General features: G+C 46.3%; 19 protein-coding genes and 1 tRNA gene. 4 read left to right on the top strand and 16 right to left on the bottom strand.

Annotation, left to right across the window (positions count from 1 at the left end; translation table 11 throughout):
• Positions 1-54: 54 nt before the first annotated feature.
• The 8 genes from AC4OGX_RS17920 to AC4OGX_RS17885 form a co-directional block, all read right to left on the bottom strand.
• A complete protein-coding gene (locus AC4OGX_RS17920; RefSeq protein WP_493332032.1) occupies positions 55-1,398 on the bottom strand; it encodes an ABC transporter substrate-binding protein in 1,344 nt (447 codons plus the stop codon).
• 205 nt (positions 1,399-1,603) lie between these two features.
• A complete protein-coding gene (locus tag AC4OGX_RS17915) occupies positions 1,604-2,302 on the bottom strand; it encodes an exonuclease domain-containing protein (protein WP_493332031.1) in 699 nt (232 codons plus the stop codon).
• A complete protein-coding gene (locus tag AC4OGX_RS17910; protein WP_493332137.1) occupies positions 2,296-2,931 on the bottom strand; it encodes an HAD family hydrolase in 636 nt (211 codons plus the stop codon). Before AC4OGX_RS17910 ends, AC4OGX_RS17915 begins: the two co-directional genes overlap by 7 nt.
• An 85-nt stretch (positions 2,932-3,016) precedes the next feature.
• Positions 3,017-3,598, bottom strand: coding sequence for a xanthine phosphoribosyltransferase (locus AC4OGX_RS17905; protein WP_493332030.1), 582 nt, complete (start codon positions 3,596-3,598; stop codon positions 3,017-3,019).
• Positions 3,599-3,634: 36 nt separating this feature from the next.
• Positions 3,635-4,144, bottom strand: a complete 510-nt coding sequence (locus AC4OGX_RS17900) for a YcxB family protein (RefSeq protein WP_493332029.1) — start codon at positions 4,142-4,144, stop codon at positions 3,635-3,637.
• A 19-nt stretch (positions 4,145-4,163) separates the two neighbouring features.
• Positions 4,164-4,832 carry a YesL family protein gene (locus AC4OGX_RS17895; protein WP_493332028.1) on the bottom strand — a complete coding sequence of 223 codons (669 nt, stop codon included), beginning with the start codon at positions 4,830-4,832 and terminating at the stop codon, positions 4,164-4,166.
• 154 nt (positions 4,833-4,986) lie between these two features.
• On the bottom strand, positions 4,987-5,589 hold the full coding sequence (locus AC4OGX_RS17890) for a flavin reductase (protein ID WP_493332026.1): 603 nt from the start codon (positions 5,587-5,589) through the stop codon (positions 4,987-4,989).
• A 266-nt stretch (positions 5,590-5,855) separates the two neighbouring features.
• A tRNA-Gly gene (locus AC4OGX_RS17885) sits at positions 5,856-5,926 on the bottom strand.
• Positions 5,927-6,074: 148 nt separating this feature from the next.
• On the opposite strand from AC4OGX_RS17885, the gene AC4OGX_RS17880 reads away from it, so the two are divergent.
• Positions 6,075-6,311 (top strand): hypothetical protein, encoded by a 237-nt coding sequence (locus AC4OGX_RS17880; RefSeq protein ID WP_493332025.1) that lies wholly within the window; start codon positions 6,075-6,077, stop codon positions 6,309-6,311.
• Between the two features lie 96 nt (positions 6,312-6,407).
• Here the strand turns inward: AC4OGX_RS17880 and AC4OGX_RS17875 are convergent, their stop codons facing one another.
• A complete protein-coding gene (locus tag AC4OGX_RS17875; protein ID WP_493332024.1) occupies positions 6,408-8,549 on the bottom strand; it encodes a sensor domain-containing diguanylate cyclase in 2,142 nt (713 codons plus the stop codon).
• A gap of 305 nt (positions 8,550-8,854) precedes the next feature.
• Between AC4OGX_RS17875 and AC4OGX_RS17870 the strand changes: the two genes are divergently transcribed.
• The gene (locus tag AC4OGX_RS17870) at positions 8,855-9,157 is read left to right on the top strand and encodes a DUF6465 family protein (protein WP_493332023.1); all 303 of its coding nucleotides are present in this window, start codon (positions 8,855-8,857) and stop codon (positions 9,155-9,157) included.
• Positions 9,158-9,249: 92 nt separating this feature from the next.
• On the opposite strand, the gene AC4OGX_RS17865 is transcribed toward AC4OGX_RS17870, so the two are convergent.
• The 3 genes from AC4OGX_RS17865 to AC4OGX_RS17855 form a co-directional block, all read right to left on the bottom strand.
• The gene (locus AC4OGX_RS17865) at positions 9,250-10,659 is read right to left on the bottom strand and encodes an amidophosphoribosyltransferase (protein WP_493332022.1); all 1,410 of its coding nucleotides are present in this window, start codon (positions 10,657-10,659) and stop codon (positions 9,250-9,252) included.
• Between the two features lie 110 nt (positions 10,660-10,769).
• Positions 10,770-11,804 (bottom strand): tyrosine-protein phosphatase, encoded by a 1,035-nt coding sequence (locus tag AC4OGX_RS17860; protein ID WP_493332021.1) that lies wholly within the window; start codon positions 11,802-11,804, stop codon positions 10,770-10,772.
• 19 nt (positions 11,805-11,823) lie between these two features.
• Positions 11,824-12,492 (bottom strand): Crp/Fnr family transcriptional regulator, encoded by a 669-nt coding sequence (locus AC4OGX_RS17855; protein WP_493332136.1) that lies wholly within the window; start codon positions 12,490-12,492, stop codon positions 11,824-11,826.
• A gap of 108 nt (positions 12,493-12,600) precedes the next feature.
• On the opposite strand from AC4OGX_RS17855, the gene AC4OGX_RS17850 reads away from it, so the two are divergent.
• Complete coding sequence (locus tag AC4OGX_RS17850) at positions 12,601-13,332, top strand: ATP-binding protein (protein ID WP_493332019.1); 732 nt, start codon at positions 12,601-12,603, stop codon at positions 13,330-13,332.
• A 62-nt stretch (positions 13,333-13,394) separates the two neighbouring features.
• On the opposite strand, the gene AC4OGX_RS17845 is transcribed toward AC4OGX_RS17850, so the two are convergent.
• Positions 13,395-14,159, bottom strand: a complete 765-nt coding sequence (locus AC4OGX_RS17845; RefSeq protein WP_493332018.1) for a MerR family transcriptional regulator — start codon at positions 14,157-14,159, stop codon at positions 13,395-13,397.
• Positions 14,160-14,502: 343 nt separating this feature from the next.
• On the opposite strand from AC4OGX_RS17845, the gene carB reads away from it, so the two are divergent.
• Positions 14,503-17,727: a carbamoyl-phosphate synthase large subunit gene (gene carB / locus AC4OGX_RS17840; protein ID WP_493332017.1), complete on the top strand. Its 3,225-nt coding sequence runs from the start codon at positions 14,503-14,505 to the stop codon at positions 17,725-17,727.
• A 115-nt stretch (positions 17,728-17,842) separates the two neighbouring features.
• Here carB and AC4OGX_RS17835 read toward each other — a convergent pair whose 3' ends face one another.
• The 3 genes from AC4OGX_RS17835 to AC4OGX_RS17825 all read right to left on the bottom strand — a co-directional run bounded on the left by AC4OGX_RS17835 (position 17,843) and on the right by AC4OGX_RS17825 (position 20,941).
• A complete protein-coding gene (locus AC4OGX_RS17835; protein WP_493332016.1) occupies positions 17,843-18,763 on the bottom strand; it encodes an aldo/keto reductase in 921 nt (306 codons plus the stop codon).
• Between the two features lie 109 nt (positions 18,764-18,872).
• Positions 18,873-19,415 (bottom strand): hypothetical protein, encoded by a 543-nt coding sequence (locus tag AC4OGX_RS17830; RefSeq protein ID WP_493332015.1) that lies wholly within the window; start codon positions 19,413-19,415, stop codon positions 18,873-18,875.
• A 143-nt stretch (positions 19,416-19,558) separates the two neighbouring features.
• Positions 19,559-20,941 (bottom strand): alanine/glycine:cation symporter family protein, encoded by a 1,383-nt coding sequence (locus AC4OGX_RS17825; protein ID WP_493332014.1) that lies wholly within the window; start codon positions 20,939-20,941, stop codon positions 19,559-19,561.
• Positions 20,942-20,982 lie beyond the last annotated feature (41 nt).

Raw genomic sequence — 20,982 nt, 5'->3', positions numbered from 1 at the left:
TGCCGGAGCTTTTGCTGTGTCCTATCTATCTCTCAGTTGTTGTATGGATCCGTCCTACTCGTTTGCAGCCTTGTATTCCTTAGCCCATCCATCAACGAATGCAGTCTCAACCGCATCCCATTTGCCTGTTCCCTGTGCATATTCCAGGAGTGCACTTCCGACACCGTTCTTCCAGTTTTCGGAAGGCATGGTTGTGAAGTTCCAGCTCACTGGTGTCTTGCCGGCTTTTGTATACTCGTCATTTGCTTTTACAAGCGGGTTAGACGGCAGGTATTCATCAAATGTAGTAAATGGTGTTACGAATCCCATTTCATTTGCCAGAGCATCACGTCCTGTATCACTTTCTACTACCCACTTCATGAAGTCAAGTGTTGCCTGGATGTCTTCTTCAGATGCATTTTTATTTACACACCAGTAGTTTTCAGAACCAGTGCAGAGTCCCTGGTCTTCTTCACCTTCCACACCAATGTAGATTGGAAGCATTCCCAGATCTTCATCTGCAACTTCATTGTCTTTGATATCATTGTAAGCCCATGTTCCATTCTGGAAGAATACAGCCTCGCCAAGTGCGAATTCGGATGTTGCATCATCCCCTGTCTTGGAAGAGATCATATTTGGCTCGCAGGTTGCGTCTGCCAGGTATAAATCCCAGATTTCTTTATAGTTAGGCAGGTAGGTTCCCTTGATGGCATCTGTGGAGGTGATTCCCTCATCCTTGTACTCATAATAGATCGGCAGGTTTGCCAGATGAGTCTTGAATCTCCAGTCTGAAGAGGAATCCATACCGGCTGAGGTGAATGCTCCTGCTACCCCAAGGTCATCCTTGTGCGCCTGAATGCCGTCTGCTACCTTCTTAAGAGCTTCAAAATTATTCAGTTCATCAATAGATTTGATCTCTGCATCCGGCAGTTCAAAGTATTTGTTCAGCAAAGCCTTATTGTAAATAATACCGTATGTCTCGATTACATAAGCGATTCCTTTGACCTCATCGCCTTCCTTCAATACATAATCATCGCTCTGGACATCTTTGTATACGTCACTGTCTGCAAGATCATAGCAGTAGTCCTTCCAGGTTGCCAGGCCGACCGGACCATTCACCTGGAACAGTGTAGGCGCTTCTTCTTTTGCCATCTCGGACTTCAGCTGTGATTCATATGTACCGGACGCTGCTGTCTGTACATCTACCTGCACCCCGGTCTCATCCGTGTATTTCTTTGCCAGCTCCACCCACTGGTCTGCCTGCTCAGGTTTAAAATTCAAATAGTAAACCTTTCCGCTGCCGCCGCTCTTCTCATCCTTCTCAGCCTTCTTATCGTCCCCGCCGCCGGAACATCCAGCTAACATTCCCGCAACCATGGCTGCTGACAATAAAACCGCGATCAACCTTTTCTTCTTCATAAAAACTTCCTCCTTTTTGATCCCTGTTTGGTATCTGTTGTATTTATTATAAAAAAAGTTCCCTATTACTGATATGATAAAAATTCCAGAAATATATTCAATTTCCATGAAAATTTGAACATGCACCTTCCAGGCTTACCGTTTTATCAATACAAAAAAAGCCGGAGATCATATCAACTTTCAATTGAAATGATCTCCGGCTCTTTTAAGACTTCCTGCAAAGCTCCTCTATCAGGCGCGAAGCCTCACTTTTTGTGATCGTTTCGGGATCCCAGTAAAGATCTGCCCCCTGGTTTCTGATCAGTCTCTTTAAAAACTGAATTTGTTTCGGTGTTGCCGGCATCTCCTTTTTCAGCTTATAAACAAGAGGCTGAGGTTTGAAAAGCTTTGGCTCCTTTTCTTCAAAAAAATGTGCCAGCGTCTGGTACAGTTTGGCTGTCGCCAGTGCATCATGATAGGCCCTGTGGGCCGCCTGGTTTTCAATCTGATAATACTCGCAAAGACTGCCAAGACTCTTAGACTCCAGATCCTTATGTACCTTGCGGGCGATCTTGAGCGTATCGATCCCTGACTTTTCAAAGCTCTGCCCCTGCGAGAGTGCGCTGACCTTCACAAAACTATAATCGAAAATCACATTATGTCCGATGAGGATATCCTCTTCACAGAAATCCAGAAAATCACGCACCACATCCTCACTGCACCTGGAACACGCCACCATCTCATTCGTAATCCCGGTAAGATCCGTGATCACCGGGGAGATCGCCTCCCTGGGACGGGCAAATTCCATAAAACGCTCCTTTACTTTCCCATCCCGCACTTTCAGCGCCCCGATCTCTATGATCTCATTCTGCACAGGGTTCAATCCCGTTGTCTCGATGTCAAAGGCAATATATGATCTTAACATATGTCTCCTTCCTTTAATAAACGGAGAACATCGAAAAGAGTATCGAATCGATGCCATACCATTCCTAAGATCTCTTCATCCGGTTCTACCAGATCCGGTATGATGACGGAACGCATCCCGGCAGCACAGGCCGACCTGATCCCTGACGGTGCATCTTCAAGCGCCAGCGCATGCTCCGGGTCTGTCCCGATCTCCTGGCATGCTCTCTGGTATATCTCGGGATTCGGCTTCCCTGCAGTGACCATATCCCCGTAAACTGCTCCGTCAAAATATGGGAGCAGCCCCTGTTCCTTCATCAGCGCCTCTGCATGCTGACGGCGTGAGGAGGTAGCCAGCGCGATCCTGTATCCATTCTCCTTCGCAAATTTCAGAAGCTCTTCCACTCCCGGTTTCTTCTCCAGCCCCTCCTCGCGGATGATCTGATGATACCGCTCTCTAGTAAGCTCATTAAACCGATCCATTGGGAAATCCGGACTTACATTCTCCCTAAAATAGGCTTCCCTTCTCGTTACATTAAATCCGATCGTGTGATAGATATGTTCTCCAAAATGTTCATAACCCAAGATCTTACCCGCGTGATCCCAGGATCTCTGAACGACTCTCTCTGAATTGAAAATGAGCCCGTCCATGTCAAAGACAAGCCCATAAATCGGCGGTTGAAACTGATTTCTCAAAATATCCCTCTTCCTGCATCCTCATTATTCATGTCTGATCCTACTGCTCTCTGAATACGATCTCTCCGGTCTCGGCATTCATGCTCTCGACAATCGCCAATGATTCCAGCTGCAGACCCAGGTTACGGATGATACGTCCGCCTGACTGAAATCCCTTTTCCACTGCAATACCGATTCCTTCCACAACTGCCCCCGCAGACTGCACGATCTGGATCAGGCCCTGCAGCGCACATCCATTCGCCAGGAAATCGTCAATGATCAGAACATGATCCTCCGGTGACAAAAACTTCTGCGCTACGATCACATTATTCTTACACTTATGGGTAAAGGACTCCACTTCGGCAACATACATCTCTCCCTCGAGATTAATGCTCTTTGACTTCTTGGCAAATACTACCGGAACCTTAAAATGCTGTGCCACAACACATGCGATCCCAATACCGGAAGCCTCGATCGTCAGAATCTTATTGATCGGCTTGCCTGCAAAACGTTTCTTGAATTCTTTCCCCATCTCATCAAACAGATTGATATCCATCTGGTGGTTCAGAAAACTGTCTACCTTGAGCACATTGCCTTCCTTTACGATCCCATCCTTCAAAATTCTTTCTTCTAACACATTCATCTCTGGACTCCTCCTTTTCTTAAGCATATCCCCAATTTACTTCATCCCTTTGATCGCTTCTGCCGGCATATTCGCCTCAACGATCTCTTTCAGCCCCTGTTGGTCGAATACCTCCCTGGGCATGACCAGCGCAAACTGCTTCTCGTAATAAAATCCTACCGCCCTTTTGGTGATACGGACCTTAATGATCTGATTCCATGTAAAAAACTTCTTATTCTTGTTCTGGTTAACAGAAATCCCTCTGTCTGATACCCCATATGAGACCGGGTCCCTGTAGATCGCATTGTTCTTCATCTGCCTGGCCGCATCGTTCCTGAGCTGGAACGGTGTTGAAAATGCCATTGCGACCCCGATAAAGATCAGTGCGCCCAGCCAGTTTAAGCTGATCTTACCATTGGAATACATCACAGCACCGACTACGATAAATGCGATGGAAAACACAATAGAAAATACACCGGTCAGCCCTGAATAAGAGTGATGCAGCATAAAGTCAAAAAGTGCCTCCTTTGTCATCTGTACCTTAAACTTCTTGTCTCGATTCCCCATTGTACAATAACCTCTCTTTTTATTTTCCCTGTTCTTCCTTCGAATGGAATATCTCAAAAACCCTGCGCAGCAAAAATGAATTCAGCCATGCGACCAGTGAGACTCCCACTATGATCCACAAGCCCAGCCCGGCCATCAGCGTCATCGTATTGAGCAGCGTCAAAAGTACAGGACCTGCTGTGATGACAAGCATCAGAAGAGTAAAAGGCAGCTTAGCCACTGATAGAAGCAGCGCATTCTTGAACGTATTCCTGACCGTATTCTCATAGCGAGCCGTCAACGGGAATACATAGATGACCACACACAGCCACACCACGCCGAAAATGATAAAAACACTCTGAAACACCGTCCGCATCGTGGATGACATTCCGGCGGCCACCCTGGAATCAATTCCGATCACGATCCCAACGGCAGCCAGGATCAGCCATATGATCGTACTCTTTTTAAAATTCTCCCTGAAAGCATTGAGAAATCCCTTCACGATATAGCCCTCTTCGTTTCTTACGATCTTGAGCATGACTGTATATAGTGCAGTCGTTGATGCCCCGATGGTAAAAAGCGGGATCGAGCATACCACCCAAAGGATATTCAGCAGTATAAAATCACAAAGCCTGCCCAATGCACGCATTACTACGTTATCTGTCCAGTTCATGGTACTCCTCTTTTCTTTATACAGCTTTAGTATCATGCAGATACTGTCGAAAAATGCCTCTTTCGAGACATAACGTAATTATACTTTAAAAGCCCCAAGGACACAACATGCATTTTAAGAAATTTTCATGAATATGATTGGAAAAAAGAACGACAGCATGATTCGTTTAAATCATGCTGCCCTTATGATTTTATTGGATTCGCTCAAAATCTGAAGCAGGATGCTTACAGATTGGACATATGAAGTCTGACGGAAGCTCTTCGCCTTCATACACATAACCGCAGATCTTACAGATCCAGCCCTTTTTCTTCACTGGCTGTGGTGCCGGCTTAATATTTTTGTGATAGTAGCTGTAGGTTACGGACTCGGCATCGGACAGTACATCCCCGCCCACAACATCAGCAAGGAACATCGTATGGCTGCCCAGATCAGTTGTTGAGATCACCCTCCCGGAAATATATCCGTTTACCATCTCATTTAGATAGGCAACGCCATTCTCTGAACGTGAAAAAGAAACACCGGACATCTTATCCACATCCCTGCCGCTCTGGAATCCAAAATGTTTGAAAAGTTCAAAGTCGGCATCCGTATCTATCATGGAGACATTGAATTCTTTTGTCTTCATAATCATATCATGTGTGTAATTCTGCTTGTTTACAACAATAATGATGCGGTTCGGCTCGGCAGTTACCTGCATTGCTGTGTTGATGATGCATCCGTTGTCCTTCCCTCCATCTTTTGCTGTCAGAACAAATAAGCCATATGTCAGCTTAAACATTACTGCATTATTCATATCCTGTTCCTCCTCTGTTTATGATTATTCTTTTCAAAAAGTGTGAAAGCGGATATTCTTAATCCGCTTCCCTGCTTCCTTGATAAGGTTAAGTCAAGTATACCATAGACGATTCAAAAAAACAGCCGGAATATTCCGACTATTTTCGCAGGTGAGAGAACTGTACATAAAAGATATTGACACTGCCGTACCGGGCGTACCCGCATAAAATAAAACAAAAAAATCGGGAAGCCTCATTAACCAAGGCTTCCCGACCAAAAAAATAAAGCGGGTGATGGGAATCGAACCCACGTATCCAGCTTGGAAGGCTGGTGTTCTACCATTGAACTACACCCGCGTCATCTCTGACACGAGTGATATCATACCATAACTTTTTTCAAAATGCAATACCTAAATCTAAATTTTTTTATTTTTTTCTTGCCAGTCAGAATAAATTGTTCTATATTATATAAAACAACTACCCTATGGAGAAAGGAGTGCGAAAGATGAATCTTAATCAGATTGCCATGCTCCAGAAGTTTAAGAGCAGCATCGAACAATTCCGCAATAATCATCCGAAATTCCCCTTATTTGTAAACGCGGTCGCACAGGATGCACTGATGGAAGGCACAGTCATTGAAATAACGGTAACCTCACCCGAGGGAAAGCATTATTGTTCTAATATCAAATTAAAAGCCGATGACATAGAGCTTATGAAGATGATCCAGCAGATGAATCCATAAACATCAACGAAAGATTCCTTCTGCTGAAACAAGGAAGTCCCTGCCCAACAGCTATGTCTCTTACGCTTAGAAATGGGGGGGACTTCCTGAATCAGGTTAAATTTTGCGGCATACGCCGAACTTTCTCAGGAATACTTCCTTCGGCAGCGGTTCCGAGAAGAAATACCCCTGCCCTACATTGCAGTGGAACTCTTTCAGTATGGACAGCTGTTCTTCATTTTCGATCCCCTCTGCAGTGGAAATCACGCGATTCAGCCTCCTGCACATATCTATCGAATTTTCGACTACGATCCTGGCTTTCGGATTTACTGCCAGGTCATCCACCAGACTCTTATCCAGCTTTAACTCTACAAAATTCATATTGATCAGAATTGCCAGATTGGAATACTGATATCCGTAATCATCCAGCGATACCACAAAATCATATTTTTCAAAATCATCCATCAGGCTTCTCAGTGCCCGGGGCTCCATCTGGCTGATACTCTCTGTCACCTCGATGATCAGAAGCCTGGAAGGCACTTTATATCGGTCCCGGATCTTGGCAAGCCTTTTGACGACCTGGCTGCCCATCAGGCTGACCCTGGAGAAATTCACCGATATCGGAACCGGTGTGCCGCCCTCTTCGATCCACCTGTGCAGCATACTGCATACTTCCTCAAAGGCATAGCAATCCAAATATTGGATCACGCCTTCTGTCTCGTACAAAGAAATAAATCTGTCAGGAAGGAGCATCTCGCCCTCCTCGCCGCGGCGCCGCATCAATGCCTCTGCACCGACCATCTCGCCCGTCTCCAGATGAATCTTAGGCTGCAGAAAAATCTCAAAACTACCGGCTTCGATCTCACGTACCAGCTTTCTTGCCAGGGCTTTGTGCTGCTGTCTCCTGCCGTCTGCCACAGAGCCATAGTAAACCTGCTTTTCGACATACATCATACTGTCACTGTAGCCGATCTGCGCCTCTACATTTACCCTGCCTTCTCCGAAGTTCACCCCCATAGAAAAGTCGCAGATACATTCCTCTTCTGCATACTTCCTCAGCTCATCCAGCCTCTGCTCAAACTCTTCCTTAGTTCCGTTCACAAAGAGAGCTATGAATTCATCTCCGCCGATCCGATATGCATATTCCGGAAACGCACGGCTGATCCCCTGCGCCACACTCTGTATCATCTCATCCCCATAGGAATGTCCATAATGATCATTAGCATACTTCAGACCGTTGATATCGATAAATACGACTCCCAGGGACTGAAGCTTATCCCTTTTGAGTTCTTCCACCTTTTCCAGATAGTAATTCCTGTTTCCAAGCCCGGTCAGCACATCCCGATGGCTCAGCTCCTCCAGCCTGTTGAACATCCGGCGTTTATAAAGATCATTGCTCACAAAAAACGCGACGGATTGAAGAAGCTTTATATGTTCTATCCCACGGGAGGGATTATTCACACCGATAAATCCTGAGAGTTTACGTTTCGTTTGACCTGTCTTAGATTCCCCCTCCCAAATAGGTGCTGCCATGTGGCTTTTTACTCCAAATCTGCGCAGAAGATCAGGAAACACCCCCGGCTTTCCTTCGTTCTCAGGAAGCACGTAGTATGCCTCTGCATCTGCAAAGTCTCTCTTCCATTTCACCACCAGCTCTGCCGGCAGATCCTGCAGCTTAGGCAGGTCCGACTCAAGCCCCTCTCTGTGCCACTCATAGGTATTGGATATGGTATCTGCCGATTGATCATACTCGAATATAAAGGATCTGTCTGCCTGATAAAAAGTACCGATGATCTCAAGCAGGCTATGGATCGCCATATCCATGTCCTCATTCTCCGAAAGTGTATGGATACACTGCACCAGTGTCTCCTCAATCGTAAGCTGTCGTTCCAGATTCTGGTTCTGGATCTCACTTTCTGTGATATCCACACATATCTCGATCCGGTAATCCCGCCCATCGATCTCGATCAGTTTATCCTTCAGGCTGAAATATGTTTTCAGTTTTTCATTATAATGCTTCCATGCATAAGACCGGTCCTTTGTAAGGCAGTCGTTGGTACAGAAGGGACACGGGGAATCCAGTCCCTGAAACAGGTCATAACACAGACGTCCTGCATACTCCTCATCCGGACCTATCTCTAATGTCTCCCTCATCGCCTGATTCAGATAGACTACCTCATAAGTCTTCGGATCAGAAATATAGACCATATTCTCACTTTCATCCACGATAAGGGGATAAATTTTCTCTTTCTCGACCATACAATCCACCTAACTTGTCTTTCTATGTGTGCAAGACGGACTCTATCCGTCTCTTATATCCTCTGCTGCAAATGCTCATATTGTTTTTATTATACAATACTTCTGAATCTTTTGATATACTGAGTTTTACGTGATTTAAACAGCCGCCAGTTCATCTGTTAGTTCAGCTGCTCTCATTGCATTAGCTTCTTTAAACTTTCCGGCCTTCCCCCTGGCAGAGTGCCCCTGCACAAATCCATACTTTGACTTATCCGCCCAAAAGTACTATAATTCCATCATACAGTATAAAAAGGGAGTAATAGAAGATGAGCAAAAGAATCGATAAGAAAAAACTGAAAAGACAAAGTGAAGCAGCAGTAAACAGTGCAGCAGCCCAGGCCGTACCGGTTAAGGACCCTGTTAAAGAGGGCTGTGGAGAGGTAGATTTCTTTATCCAATATCATGATCAGGAATATCTGGAAAAGGAGATCCTGGAGACGATCAAAGAAAAATGTAAAGCCGAAGGCAACGAAATAAGCGGTTCTGAAAAATTGTCCGTTTATCTGAAACCAGAAGATAAAAAGGCATATTACACCTATGCCGGGATCAGCGGATATATAGAGCTTTAAAAATAAATACACTTTATTTTGCATGAATAAAAACCCCCGCAGGATACGCTTAAAACAGGCTGTATCTTACGGGGATTTTGATCTATATTCGCTTATTCTTTTCCGTCAAAGCAATAGGTGCAGAGCTTACATGCCGGAAGTCCGATGGATTCGATCATATCGTCCAGCCGGTGATAACGCAGTGTCGTGAAATTCTGGCGTCTGCGCACTTCTTCCACCATCTCCTCATAACGTTTGGAGGTCGGATCTGCATATTCTGCCAGGATCTCCGGTGTCACCTCCTCCTCGCGTTCTGCAATGATCCTTCTGGTGATCAGGTCCAATTCAGACTTAGAACGTGAGAAATTCAGGTACTTACAGCCAAAGAGCAGCGGCGGACATGCCGGACGGACATGTACCTCTTTTGCTCCGCTCTGATAGAGGAACTCTGTCGTCTCTCTTAACTGTGTCCCTCTTACGATAGAATCATCGATCAGAAGCAGCTTCTTATCCTCGATCAATGCCTGTACAGGTATCAGCTTCATCTTCGCGATCAGGTTTCTCTGGCTCTGGTTCGTTGGCATGAAGGAGCGCGGCCAGGTTGGTGTATACTTAATGAATGGTCTTGCATATGGGATTCCTGATTCATTGGCATAACCGATCGCATGGGCGATTCCTGAATCCGGTACTCCGGCTACTACATCAGGTGTCACGGAGTCGCCATCTCTTTTCGCCAGCATGCTTCCGCATTTGTAGCGCATCTCCTCTACATTCACGCCTTCGTATGAAGAGGTCGGATATCCATAATATACCCATAGGAAAGAACAGATCTTCATCTCCTCCCCCGCAGGGCTGACAGTCTCTACACTGTCCGGTGTGATAAAGACGATCTCTGCCGGGCCCAGCTCCTTATAATCACTGTATCCCAGATTGATATATGCAAAATTCTCGAAGGAAACGCAGAAAGCATCCTCTTTCTTTCCGATCACCAGCGGCGTGCGTCCGAAGCGGTCTCTGGCAGCATACAGACCTTCCGGTGTCATCAGAAGTATGGTCATGGAACCGTCCACAAGCTTCTGTACATAACGGATCCCATCTACGATCGTATCCGCTTTACAGATCAGGGATGCGATCAGCTCTGTCGCATTGATCTGGCCTCCGCTCATCTCCTGAAAATGAGTATGTCCGTTTTCATATACCTTCTCCAACAGTTCGTCCATGTTATTGATCTTTCCGACTGTCGTGATCGCAAAGCTTCCCAGATGTGACTGGATCAGTAACGGCTGAGGCTCATAATCAGAAATACATCCGATCCCAAGATTTCCCTTTAACTCTTCCACGTCTTTGTCAAACTTGGTACGGAACGGGGAGTTCTCAATATTGTGAATTGCTCTTTGAAATCCGTCTTCTCCAAATGTTGCCATTCCACCTCTTCTCGTCCCAAGATGAGAATGGTAGTCTACCCCATAGAACAGCTCCAATGTACAGTTTGTCTTTGAAGCCACACCAAAAAAACCACCCATTTTAAATTCTCCTTCTCACAATTAATTTTCATCGGTACACTGCAGGCCTTGCTGCCCGCGTCAGCATACAGTTTAACATATTCTTCTTTAAAACGTAAAGTAACAGACTGTCAGATTTCCAAAAATTTATCCCGGAGTTTTTGTTTATTATCTACAGAAAGACCAAGTTTTCGCTCTAAATAGATATCCATGGAACCGTATTCCCGATCGATCACATCCAGTGCTTTTTCCAGATAGTCCTGCTCTGCCCCCGCGATCGCTTTCGCAGCTTTCACGGCTTCATCAGAGTATCCCTGGCTTCTGATATACTGTTCAAATCCGGCAATATTTTTCTGATAGTAATGGTTCGTCAGGACATAATCTTCCACGATGGTTTTCCTGTCCACCCCCAGGGCGGCTAAAACCAGGACCGATCCGAAGCCCGCACGGTCTTTCCCTGCCGTACAGTGCCACAGCACTGCTCCCTGTCCATGTTCCAAAAGGATCTGGAAGAACCGGGAATATCCCTGCTGGGAGTGCGGATTTGTCGCGATATCCACATACATATCTTCCATCGCACCATTGGTAATGAACTCCATCACCTTTTCGATGGGAAACGCTCCGCCCGCCGCTGCCGCCGCCATCCCCTCATTCGCCTTGGAGGACTCATCCAGAATCCCGATATGATGGTTCGTCACCCCTTCCATGACCGGGTCCGGCTGTGCATCCCGTTCAAAGCTTGTCCTGAAATCTACCACTTCACTGAGCTGATAAACCTCTCTTAAGCGTCTTAAATCTTCTGTGTCCGCATCAGCAAGCTTGCCGGTACGCAGCAGCAGGTTCTCCTTGATCTTCCTCCCATCTGCTCCGATATATCCTCCGAGCTGCCTTGCATTTCCAACTCCTGTAAGACCGATTGATCTGAAATCCATGTCTGTCTCTCCTATTTTCTTTTGTTCATATTCTATACTGTGCGTTATGAAGCAGAAACTTCCCGTGTAAGGTATCTCTGCCGCATGGACCACACTGCGGTATCCGCCTTTCTTATTATAGTTCGTTTCATGTCCTGATACAAGCGCCTTATTTTTTCTAATGCTGTCTTCCTTTTCCAATACTGCTTGTCTTTCCCAGTACATATCCTCTGACAGGTCTGTTCGTTCCTTCAAAATCCTCCCGGCTTTTACCTTAACGCTCTTTTTCCCCTTTCAGTGTAAAATGATTTTTCCGATAGATCAAAAGGCCGTCCTTCTGCATCTTAGAGAGCTCGGCAGAAAGTGCGCTGCGCTCTACAGAAAGATAGTCCGCCATCTGCTGCCGGTTAAACGGGATCTCGAAGCTTTCCTTCCCCTGGCGTACCGCCTCCTGGGACAAATAAGAAAGCAGCCGTTCCCGGATCGTTTTCGGTGTAATATGATTGATCTTCTGCGTCAGATGCAGATTTTTTGATGCCATGATGACGACCAGATTGTGGATCAGCCTCTGGTGATGGCTGCATGACGAGCTGCATGTGCTCATTACCTTCCATACATCAAGGAATAAGACCTCCGAGGCTTTGACTGCAATCACATCAGCAAGCAGAGGCTCCCCTGAAATACAGGCATAGGTCTCGGCGAATACCTCACCCGGAGCGATATGTCCGATGATATTCTGGTTTCCCCAGGCATCGTTCCTTACAATGTTAATGCCGCCTGACAGCAGCAGGCCCATCCTCTGTATTTTCTCCCCTGTATGATAGATCATGGCCTCTTTGGGAAACGTTTTCTTTTGTGCACCGAGGCATTTCAGCATTTCTTCTGTCTCCCTGGCCGAGCATCCTTCAAATAACTCTGTTTCAGAAATAAACTGTGCGTCCATTTTTTCACCTTTTTCCAAATTCGTTGTTAAAACAACACTATTTTTTTCTAAAGTATAGTACAATACGGTTACACAATCAAGGACGTTCATTCAAAGGAGGATTTTAAAATGATAAGAAGGATTATAGAGATCAATGAGGAAAAATGTAATGGCTGCGGGTTATGTGCCGACGCCTGCCATGAAGGAGCGATCGGAATGATAGACGGAAAAGCAAGGCTGCTAAGAGACGATTACTGCGACGGCCTTGGGGACTGTCTCCCTGCCTGTCCTGCGGATGCAATCCGCTTTGTAGAACGTGAGGCTGCCGCATATGACGAGGAAGCCGTGAAAAAGCACCAGGCAAAAAAGGCTGTGGAGCCGCCTGCCTGCGGCTGCCCGGGAACTTTTGCACGTGAGTTAAAGCACAAGGCGGATGCAGAGGTAAGGGAGCCCGAGGGCTACTGTAAGGCTGCCGCCGCACCTCACAAAGATGTGGAATCTCAGCTTTGCCAGTGGCCCGTGCAGATCAAGCTTGCTCCCGTCACAGCGCCATATTTTGAGGATGCGAAGCTTTTGATTGCGGCAGACTGCACTGCATATGCTTACGCAGGCTTTCATCAGGATTTCATGCGCGGCAGGATCACCTTGATAGGATGCCCCAAATTAGACAGCATTGATTACTCGGAAAAACTGACGGAGATCCTGAAGCAAAACGAGATTAAAAATGTAACCATCGCACGCATGGAGGTTCCCTGCTGCGGCGGGCTTGAGATGGCTGTAAAGAAAGCTCTTAAGGACAGCCGGAAGATGATCCCATGGCAGGTCGTCACCATTTCGACAGATGGAAGAATCCTGGAATAGTTACGAATCTTATACCGAAAAAACAACAGCCTTTGGATTGTTCCCAAAGGCTGTTGTTAAGATTAAATTTTCTCCGCCCAGTACTCCACTGCCTCTTTTAAAAACTGTGCGCATCCCGGGATCTCGCTGTCGTAATACTTTGTGAACCGCTCATCCGCCGTGTACATCTGTGCCACGCCCTGATGGGCCTTAACAGAATAGGTCTTCCAGGTCATAGTGAGCCACTCCTTATGAAGCCGGACTGCGCTTCTTCCCGCTTCCCCCTCCGGCTTTTCACCTGAGCGCACAGCTGTCTTTAGGAGATCATTGAGCTCCTGGGACAGTGCCTGGAAGCGCTGATACTCCTCTTTTGTCATATTCAGCATCTTCTGATTGGATGCATCCACTTCCTCATCTCCATATCTGCTTCTTATTTCCTGACCATAAGCCTCTTCGTTTTTCTGTACGGCATCCTTCTTGAATGCCTCAAATCTTTCCTGATCATTCATCGTGATCTCTCCTTTCATTGATGCAATCGTCTTTTTTACGGTAGTGATCATGCTGTGGATACGTGCCTGCTCCTTTTTAAGCTCTGCCAGATGTTCGTCCAGGGCACTCATCACGTCAAAGTCCTCACTGTATAGAATTTCCGCGATCTGATCCAGCTTAAATCCGCGTTCCCTGTAAAATAAAATCTGCTGCAGCATTTCCAGTTCCCGCTCCCCATAATAACGATATCCGCTCTCCTGCACAAAAGCCGGCTTAAGCAGCCCGATACTGTCATAATACCGCAGTGTACGTGCACTGATCCCTGCGATTTCTGATACTTCTCTGATACTATATTCCATATGCAATCCCTCCTGCCGTGATTTGACTATAGCAGTTGACGCTGCGTCAAAGTCAAGTGTTATTGTATACCCAAAGGGCATCCCGTGATACATGCCCTGCGGGCGGGTCCGCAGCAAACTGCGGATTAAGGGATGCCTTATGGGTATATTTTTTCCATTTATTACAACGACTTATTAGATTTTATCATACCCCTTTATATATCGCACTATGATGGAACATTTTTTTACAATATCCGGCAATCTTCGCGATAATTTTCTTTACTTACACCACCTTCCTCTACTATAATGATATCTGACAGGTTATGCTATTTCATAAATTTAAAAATAAATAGGAGGACAACGTATGTCACAGAGAACAGACATTCACAAGGTACTAATCATTGGATCAGGTCCAATCATCATTGGTCAGGCATGTGAGTTCGACTACTCCGGAACTCAGGCTTGTAAAGCATTAAGAAAATTAGGTTATGAGATTGTTTTGGTGAACTCCAATCCGGCGACGATCATGACAGACCCGGAGACAGCCGATGTAACTTACATCGAACCGCTGAACGTAGAGAGGCTGGAACAGATCATCGCAAAGGAACGTCCTGACGCGCTGCTCCCGAACCTCGGCGGCCAGTCCGGACTGAATTTATGTTCAGAGCTTGCCGCTGCAGGTGTCCTGGAGAAATACAATGTTCAGGTCATCGGTGTGCAGGTAGATGCCATCGAACGCGGTGAGGACCGTATTGAGTTTAAGAAGGCAATGAATGAGCTGGGGATCGAGATGGCCCGCAGTGAGGTTGCCTACACAGTTGAGGAAGCGCTTAAGATCGCGGATGAGCTGGGATATCCGGTCGTTCTGCGTCCGGCTTACACCATGGGCGGTGCAGGCGGCGGCCTCGTTTACAACAGAGATGAGTTAAAGACGGTCTGCGCACGCGGACTCCAGGCAAGCCTTGTAGGACAGGTACTGGTCGAGGAATCTATCCTTGGATGGGAAGAGCTGGAGCTGGAGGTTGTCCGTGACAAGGACGGCAACATGATCACTGTCTGCTTCATCGAGAATATTGACCCGCTGGGTGTACATACAGGAGATTCCTTCTGTTCTGCTCCGATGCTGACGATCTCCGAAGAGTGTCAGAAGCGTCTCCAGGAGCAGGCATATAAGATCGTAGAATCCGTACAGGTCATCGGTGGTACGAACGTGCAGTTCGCACATGACCCGGTCAGCGACCGTATCATCGTCATCGAGATCAACCCAAGAACCTCACGTTCCTCTGCCCTGGCATCCAAGGCAACAGGTTTCCCGATCGCCCTCGTATCTGCAATGCTGGCTACCGGCCTGACCTTAAAGGATATCCCATGCGGCAAATACGGAACCCTTGACAAATATGTGCCGGACGGAGACTATGTGGTAATCAAGTTTGCGCGCTGGGCATTTGAAAAGTTCAAAGGTGTAGAGGACAAGCTTGGTACTCAGATGCGCGCCGTAGGGGAAGTCATGAGTATCGGCAAGACTTATAAAGAAGCGTTCCAGAAGGCGATCCGCAGTCTTGAAACCGGACGCTACGGACTGGGATACGCAAAGGATTTTGCTTCTAAGACGAAGGAAGAACTGCTTCACCTTCTGATCACTCCATCCAGCGAGCGCCATTTCATCATGTATGAAGCGCTGCGCAAGGGTGCTTCCGTAGAAGAGATCCATGAGATCACCAAGGTAAAAGAATGGTTCATCACACAGATGAAGGAACTGGTTGAGGAAGAAGAAGCCCTTGCAAAGGAAAAAGGACATCTGCCTTCTGATGAGATGCTGACCGCTGCGAAAAAGGACGGTTTCTCAGATAAATACTTAAGTCAGATCCTGGAAGTTTCCGAAGATGATATCAGAAACCGCCGCATCGAGATCGGAGTGGAAGAGGCCTGGGAGGGCGTTCATGTAAGCGGCACAAAGGACAGTGCTTACTACTACTCCACCTATAATGCAGATGATAAGAATCCGGTCAATGAGGACAAGCCTAAGATCATGATCCTCGGCGGCGGCCCTAACCGTATCGGACAGGGTATCGAGTTCGACTACTGCTGCGTACACGCTTCTCTTGCACTGAAGAAGCTTGGTTTCGAGACGATCATTGTAAACTGTAACCCTGAGACAGTTTCCACAGATTATGATACTTCTGATAAACTGTACTTTGAACCGCTGACACTGGAAGATGTTTTAAGTATCTACAAAAAAGAAAAACCTGTCGGAGTGATCGCACAGTTCGGCGGGCAGACACCTCTGAACCTGGCTGCTGACCTGGAGAAAAATGGGGTGAAGATCCTCGGAACTGCTCCGTCTGTCATCGATCTTGCAGAAGACCGTGACCTGTTCCGTGCCATGATGGAAAAGCTGGAGATCCCGATGCCGGAATCCGGAATGGCCGTCGATGTAGATGAGGCGGTTGCAATTGCCAATAAGATCGGTTATCCGGTCATGGTACGCCCATCCTATGTATTAGGAGGACGCGGAATGGAAGTGGTATATGACGACGAAAGCATGGCAAACTACATGCAGGCTGCGGTAGGTGTGACTCCTGACCGCCCGATCCTGATCGACCGCTTCTTAAATCACGCAATGGAATGTGAAGCAGATGCCATCAGCGACGGAACCCATGCATTTGTTCCTGCTGTCATGGAGCATATTGAGCTTGCAGGCGTTCATTCCGGTGACTCTGCATGTATTATTCCATCCGTACATATTTCAGAGGAAAATGTAAAGACCATCAAGGAATATACAAGAAAGATCGCAGAGGAAATGCACGTCAAGGGTCTGATGAACATGCAGTATGCGATTGAAAACGGCAAGGTCTATGTGTTAGAGGCTAACCCGCGTGCATCCAGAACCGTGCCGCTCGTATCCAAGGTATGCAACATCCGTATGGTGCCGCTTGCGACCGATATCATCACTTCCGAACTGACAGGAAGACCGTCACCGGTGCCGTCACTCATGGAACAGAACATTCCGAATTACGGAGTGAAAGAAGCCGTATTCCCGTTCAACATGTTCCAGGAGGTAGACCCGGTACTCGGACCAGAGATGCGTTCCACAGGCGAAGTACTCGGACTTTCCGCATCCTATGGAGAAGCGTTCTACAAAGCACAGGAGGCAACTCAGACAAAGCTTCCGTTAGAGGGAACTGTACTGATCTCTGTCAGCCGCAAGGATAAGCCGGAGGTCGTCGAGATCGCAAAGAGCTTTGCAGAGGATGGTTTCAAGATCGTTGCAACAGGAACTACTTATGACCTGATCCGTGAAAATGGAATCGAGGCTGAAAAGGTGAAGAAGCTTTACGAAGGCAGACCAAACATCCTGGATCTGATCACAAACGGAAAGATCGACCTGATCGTCAATACCCCGGTCGGAAAAGACAGTGCACACGATGACAGCTACTTAAGAAAGGCTGCTATCAAAGCCAAGATCCCATATATGACAACCATGGCTGCTGCTAAGGCCACAGCTAAGGGAATCAAATATGTGAAAGAGCATGGAAACGGGGAAGTAAAATCCCTGCAGGAGCTGCACAGCGAAATTTCAGATAAATAAGACTTAAAAAGGAAAGGGCGGTACGTCAAATGTACTGCCCTTTCTTAAACTCTATTTTTGATAATATCAGTCTCTATAAAGCTATAATTTCCAAAGAAACTATAAGAATTCACTTTTAAGGAAGGATATGTCCCGCACTCAGATAAATCTGGTACCATTCCTCACGCGTCAGGTTGATCTCACTTGCCTGTGCAATTTCCTCCAGCCTGCTTAAGTTGGTCGTACCTGCAATCATCTGAACGTGTGCCGGATGTCTCAGAAGCCATGCCGCTGCGATCGTCGTCGGAGTCACATCATACCGCTCTGCCAAGTCCTCCATCTGCTGGTTCAGTTCCGGATACTTATCGCTTCCAATAAATACGCCTTCAAAAAATCCATACTGGAACGGTGACCATGCCTGAATCGTCATATCTTTAAGGCGGCAGTAATCGAGGATACTTCCGTCTCTGTCAACCGCACCGTCTGTAAGCATATTCACTTCCAGACCATTCGCGATCATATTAGAAAATGGAATACTAAGCTGCAGCTGATCTGTTACAATATCCTGCTTTACATACTTTTTCAGCAGTTCGATCTGCATCGGCTTATGATTAGACACTCCGAAATTCCGTACCTTTCCTGATGCATTGAGTAGATCAAACGCCTCCGCTACCTCCTCCGGCTCCACCAGGGCATCCGGTCTGTGAAGCACGAGAACATCCAGATAATCTGTATTCAGCCGTTTCAGACTGTTCTCCACGCATTTGATAATATGCTCTTTAGAAAAGTCGTACATCACACCCGGAACGATTCCACACTTGGACTGCAGGATGATATCCTCACGCCTGAACTCTGTTCTCTCGAACGCCTCTGCAAACAGGGATTCACACTTACCATTCCCATAAATGTCTGCATGTTCAAAAAAGTTCATTCCTAGCTCCATGCACTTATTTATATAATTCTCGAGCCCCTCTTCATCCAGGGTATTGATCCTCATACACCCTGCCGCGATAACCGGAACTTCCAGACTGCTGGTCCCCAATGTCATTCTTTTCATCTCTTGTATCCTCCTGCATATCATAGTAGACTTCATGGATCTGCGTTTCTACTATTATATGCTTTCCAAAATATATCCGTCAAGAGCTTTGTAAAAAGAGTATAGAACATCACAGAAATTCCTTTATGTCTTTCATAAATTCCTCTAAATCCTTCACCAGCTTTCTGGCGATTGTTTTTGCCTGCTCTGATGCCCCCCGGTTATCGTTGAGTGCCTCGCTGATCGATTTGATCCCCATATTGCAGCCGTCCATCATAAGCCTTGCGACCTGCCTGCTGTCTCCCTTTAACATCAGCTTCATCTCTGTTGTCATCCAGGAAAATGCGGCAGCCATCATCCCCGGTTCCTTATCCGATTCACCGGCCTGCTTAAGTAGCCTTGAAGTCTCCTCATCTAAGATCTGGTACTTCTCATGATAACGGTCTATGACCTTTTTCAGTTTTTCATCCTCTGTGATAAAATCCTGTACCTGTCCGATACTGTCTATCCCCATCTTACAGCCTTTACTGCATTCTTCTAATAATTTGATCGTCTGGTCATCCATGCCTGATACCTTCTTTCCCTTTTTCACTATAGTGTGGTTCGTTTTTGTAAAAATATTCCTATCTCCTGCTGGATCCCCGGAACAGATCCATAAAAAAAGCAGCATCATAATAATGCCCCTTCTATCCCGGATAAAAGAATGGCGTAAGAACATCTCTGATCTTACGCCATATCTGTTTCATAGACCGTATTCAATTTGGGGGATGCCTTGTAAACACCCCTATGGATTTTTATTTCAGCCTTATCCGAAACCTACTTTTTCAGCTGGTTAGGCTTAAAATTCTTATAGTAATCATCATGTACCATCTTAACTGTCTTATGCAGGAAAAGAAGTCCAATGATGTTAGGGATAACCATCATACTGTTGAAGCAGTCTGCCATATCCCATACGAGGCTTACCTTTGCTACAGATCCAAGGATCACGCATACACATACTAATACGGTGTATACCTTAACTGCTTTTGGTCCAAATAAGTATTTAATATTTGCCTCTCCAAAGAAGTACCATCCAATAATGGTAGAAAAGGCAAAGAAGAACATACATACTGCAATAAAGATGGACCCAAATTTACCAAATACTGCTGTAAATCCAGCCTGTGTCAGTGCGGTACCTGTCAATGATCCGTCAGGAGTTACCGAACGTGTTGTAATGATTACAAGTGCTGTTAATGTAAGGATTACAAATGTATCAATGAATACACCGATCATTGCTACAAATCCCTGCTCTGCCGGATGATTAACCTTAGCGATCGCATGTGCATGAGGTGTAGAACCCATACCAGCTTCGTTAGAGAACAGTCCACGTGCAACACCTTTCTGCATTGCTTTCTGGATCGTTGCTCCAAGAACACCACCGCCGATTGCCTGAGGTGCAAATGCACCTACAAAGATCTCCTTGAATGCCAGAGGAAGATTCTGGATATTTGCAATGATTACGATAAGTGATCCAATAATATAGAACAATGCCATGATCGGCACGATCTTCTCTGTAACGGAAGCGATACGTTTGATTCCGCCTGCGAAAATCAGGAATGCAAGGATCGCAATAATCACACCAACGATTACCGGATTAATTCCAAATGCACCATGGAATGCGTCACCGATGGAGTTGGACTGTACTGCATTCCCCATAAATCCTAATGCAAAAATGATCAAAACCGCGAACACACCTGCAAGTGCTTTACCAAATGCGTTGTCATGGAAAGCCGCTCTTATGTAGTATACAGGACCTCCTGTTACTGCACCGTCTTTACCGACTACTTTGTACTTCTGTGCCATCATGGCCTCGGCATAGATCGTTGCCATACCAAAGAAAGCACTTACCCACATCCAGAAAATTGCACCAGGTCCTCCAACTGCGATAGCTGTTGCTGCTCCTGCAAGGTTACCTGTTCCTACCTGTGCTGCGATTGCCGTTGCCAGTGCCTGGAAAGATGACATACCATCCTTGCCTGCTGCTCCCTGTTTCTTAAAGAGCCCTCCAAAAGTACGGTTCCAGCCTTCCTTGAAGCCTCTGATCTGTACGAATCCCGTACGAATTGAAAACCAGACGCCCGCTCCAACAAGTACAAAGATCAGCAGATAACTCGTCAGAAAATCATTCACCTTTAACACAATGTCGTTTAATAATTCCACTCGCTATTCCCCCTGTTCTCCGGATTATAGTCTCATTCTAT

The organism is Faecalicatena sp. (assembly GCF_058819085.1).
Note: the sequence above shows the minus strand (reverse complement) of the source record. Positions and strands in the feature narration are given on the sequence as shown.

What these genes read in the sequence shown, in the direction of transcription:
- AC4OGX_RS17835 (WP_493332016.1), bottom strand. Translation starts at nt 18,763, where the DNA reads ATGAAAAGAATGACATTGGGGACCAGCAGTCTGGAAGTTCCGGTTATC.
- AC4OGX_RS17875 (WP_493332024.1), bottom strand. Translation starts at nt 8,549, where the DNA reads ATGGTCGAGAAAGAGAAAATTTATCCCCTTATCGTGGATGAAAGTGAG.
- AC4OGX_RS17900 (WP_493332029.1), bottom strand. Translation starts at nt 4,144, where the DNA reads ATGGGGAATCGAGACAAGAAGTTTAAGGTACAGATGACAAAGGAGGCA.
- AC4OGX_RS17915 (WP_493332031.1), bottom strand. Translation starts at nt 2,302, where the DNA reads ATGTTAAGATCATATATTGCCTTTGACATCGAGACAACGGGATTGAAC.
- AC4OGX_RS17905 (WP_493332030.1), bottom strand. Translation starts at nt 3,598, where the DNA reads ATGAATGTGTTAGAAGAAAGAATTTTGAAGGATGGGATCGTAAAGGAA.
- AC4OGX_RS17845 (WP_493332018.1), bottom strand. Translation starts at nt 14,159, where the DNA reads ATGGAATATAGTATCAGAGAAGTATCAGAAATCGCAGGGATCAGTGCA.
- AC4OGX_RS17910 (WP_493332137.1), bottom strand. Translation starts at nt 2,931, where the DNA reads ATGGACGGGCTCATTTTCAATTCAGAGAGAGTCGTTCAGAGATCCTGG.
- AC4OGX_RS17890 (WP_493332026.1), bottom strand. Translation starts at nt 5,589, where the DNA reads ATGAATAATGCAGTAATGTTTAAGCTGACATATGGCTTATTTGTTCTG.
- AC4OGX_RS17880 (WP_493332025.1), top strand. Translation starts at nt 6,075, where the DNA reads ATGAATCTTAATCAGATTGCCATGCTCCAGAAGTTTAAGAGCAGCATC.
- AC4OGX_RS17920 (WP_493332032.1), bottom strand. Translation starts at nt 1,398, where the DNA reads ATGAAGAAGAAAAGGTTGATCGCGGTTTTATTGTCAGCAGCCATGGTT.
- AC4OGX_RS17850 (WP_493332019.1), top strand. Translation starts at nt 12,601, where the DNA reads ATGATAAGAAGGATTATAGAGATCAATGAGGAAAAATGTAATGGCTGC.
- AC4OGX_RS17870 (WP_493332023.1), top strand. Translation starts at nt 8,855, where the DNA reads ATGAGCAAAAGAATCGATAAGAAAAAACTGAAAAGACAAAGTGAAGCA.
- AC4OGX_RS17830 (WP_493332015.1), bottom strand. Translation starts at nt 19,415, where the DNA reads ATGATGCTGCTTTTTTTATGGATCTGTTCCGGGGATCCAGCAGGAGAT.
- AC4OGX_RS17865 (WP_493332022.1), bottom strand. Translation starts at nt 10,659, where the DNA reads ATGGGTGGTTTTTTTGGTGTGGCTTCAAAGACAAACTGTACATTGGAG.
- carB (WP_493332017.1), top strand. Translation starts at nt 14,503, where the DNA reads ATGTCACAGAGAACAGACATTCACAAGGTACTAATCATTGGATCAGGT.
- AC4OGX_RS17855 (WP_493332136.1), bottom strand. Translation starts at nt 12,492, where the DNA reads ATGGACGCACAGTTTATTTCTGAAACAGAGTTATTTGAAGGATGCTCG.
- AC4OGX_RS17895 (WP_493332028.1), bottom strand. Translation starts at nt 4,832, where the DNA reads ATGATACTAAAGCTGTATAAAGAAAAGAGGAGTACCATGAACTGGACA.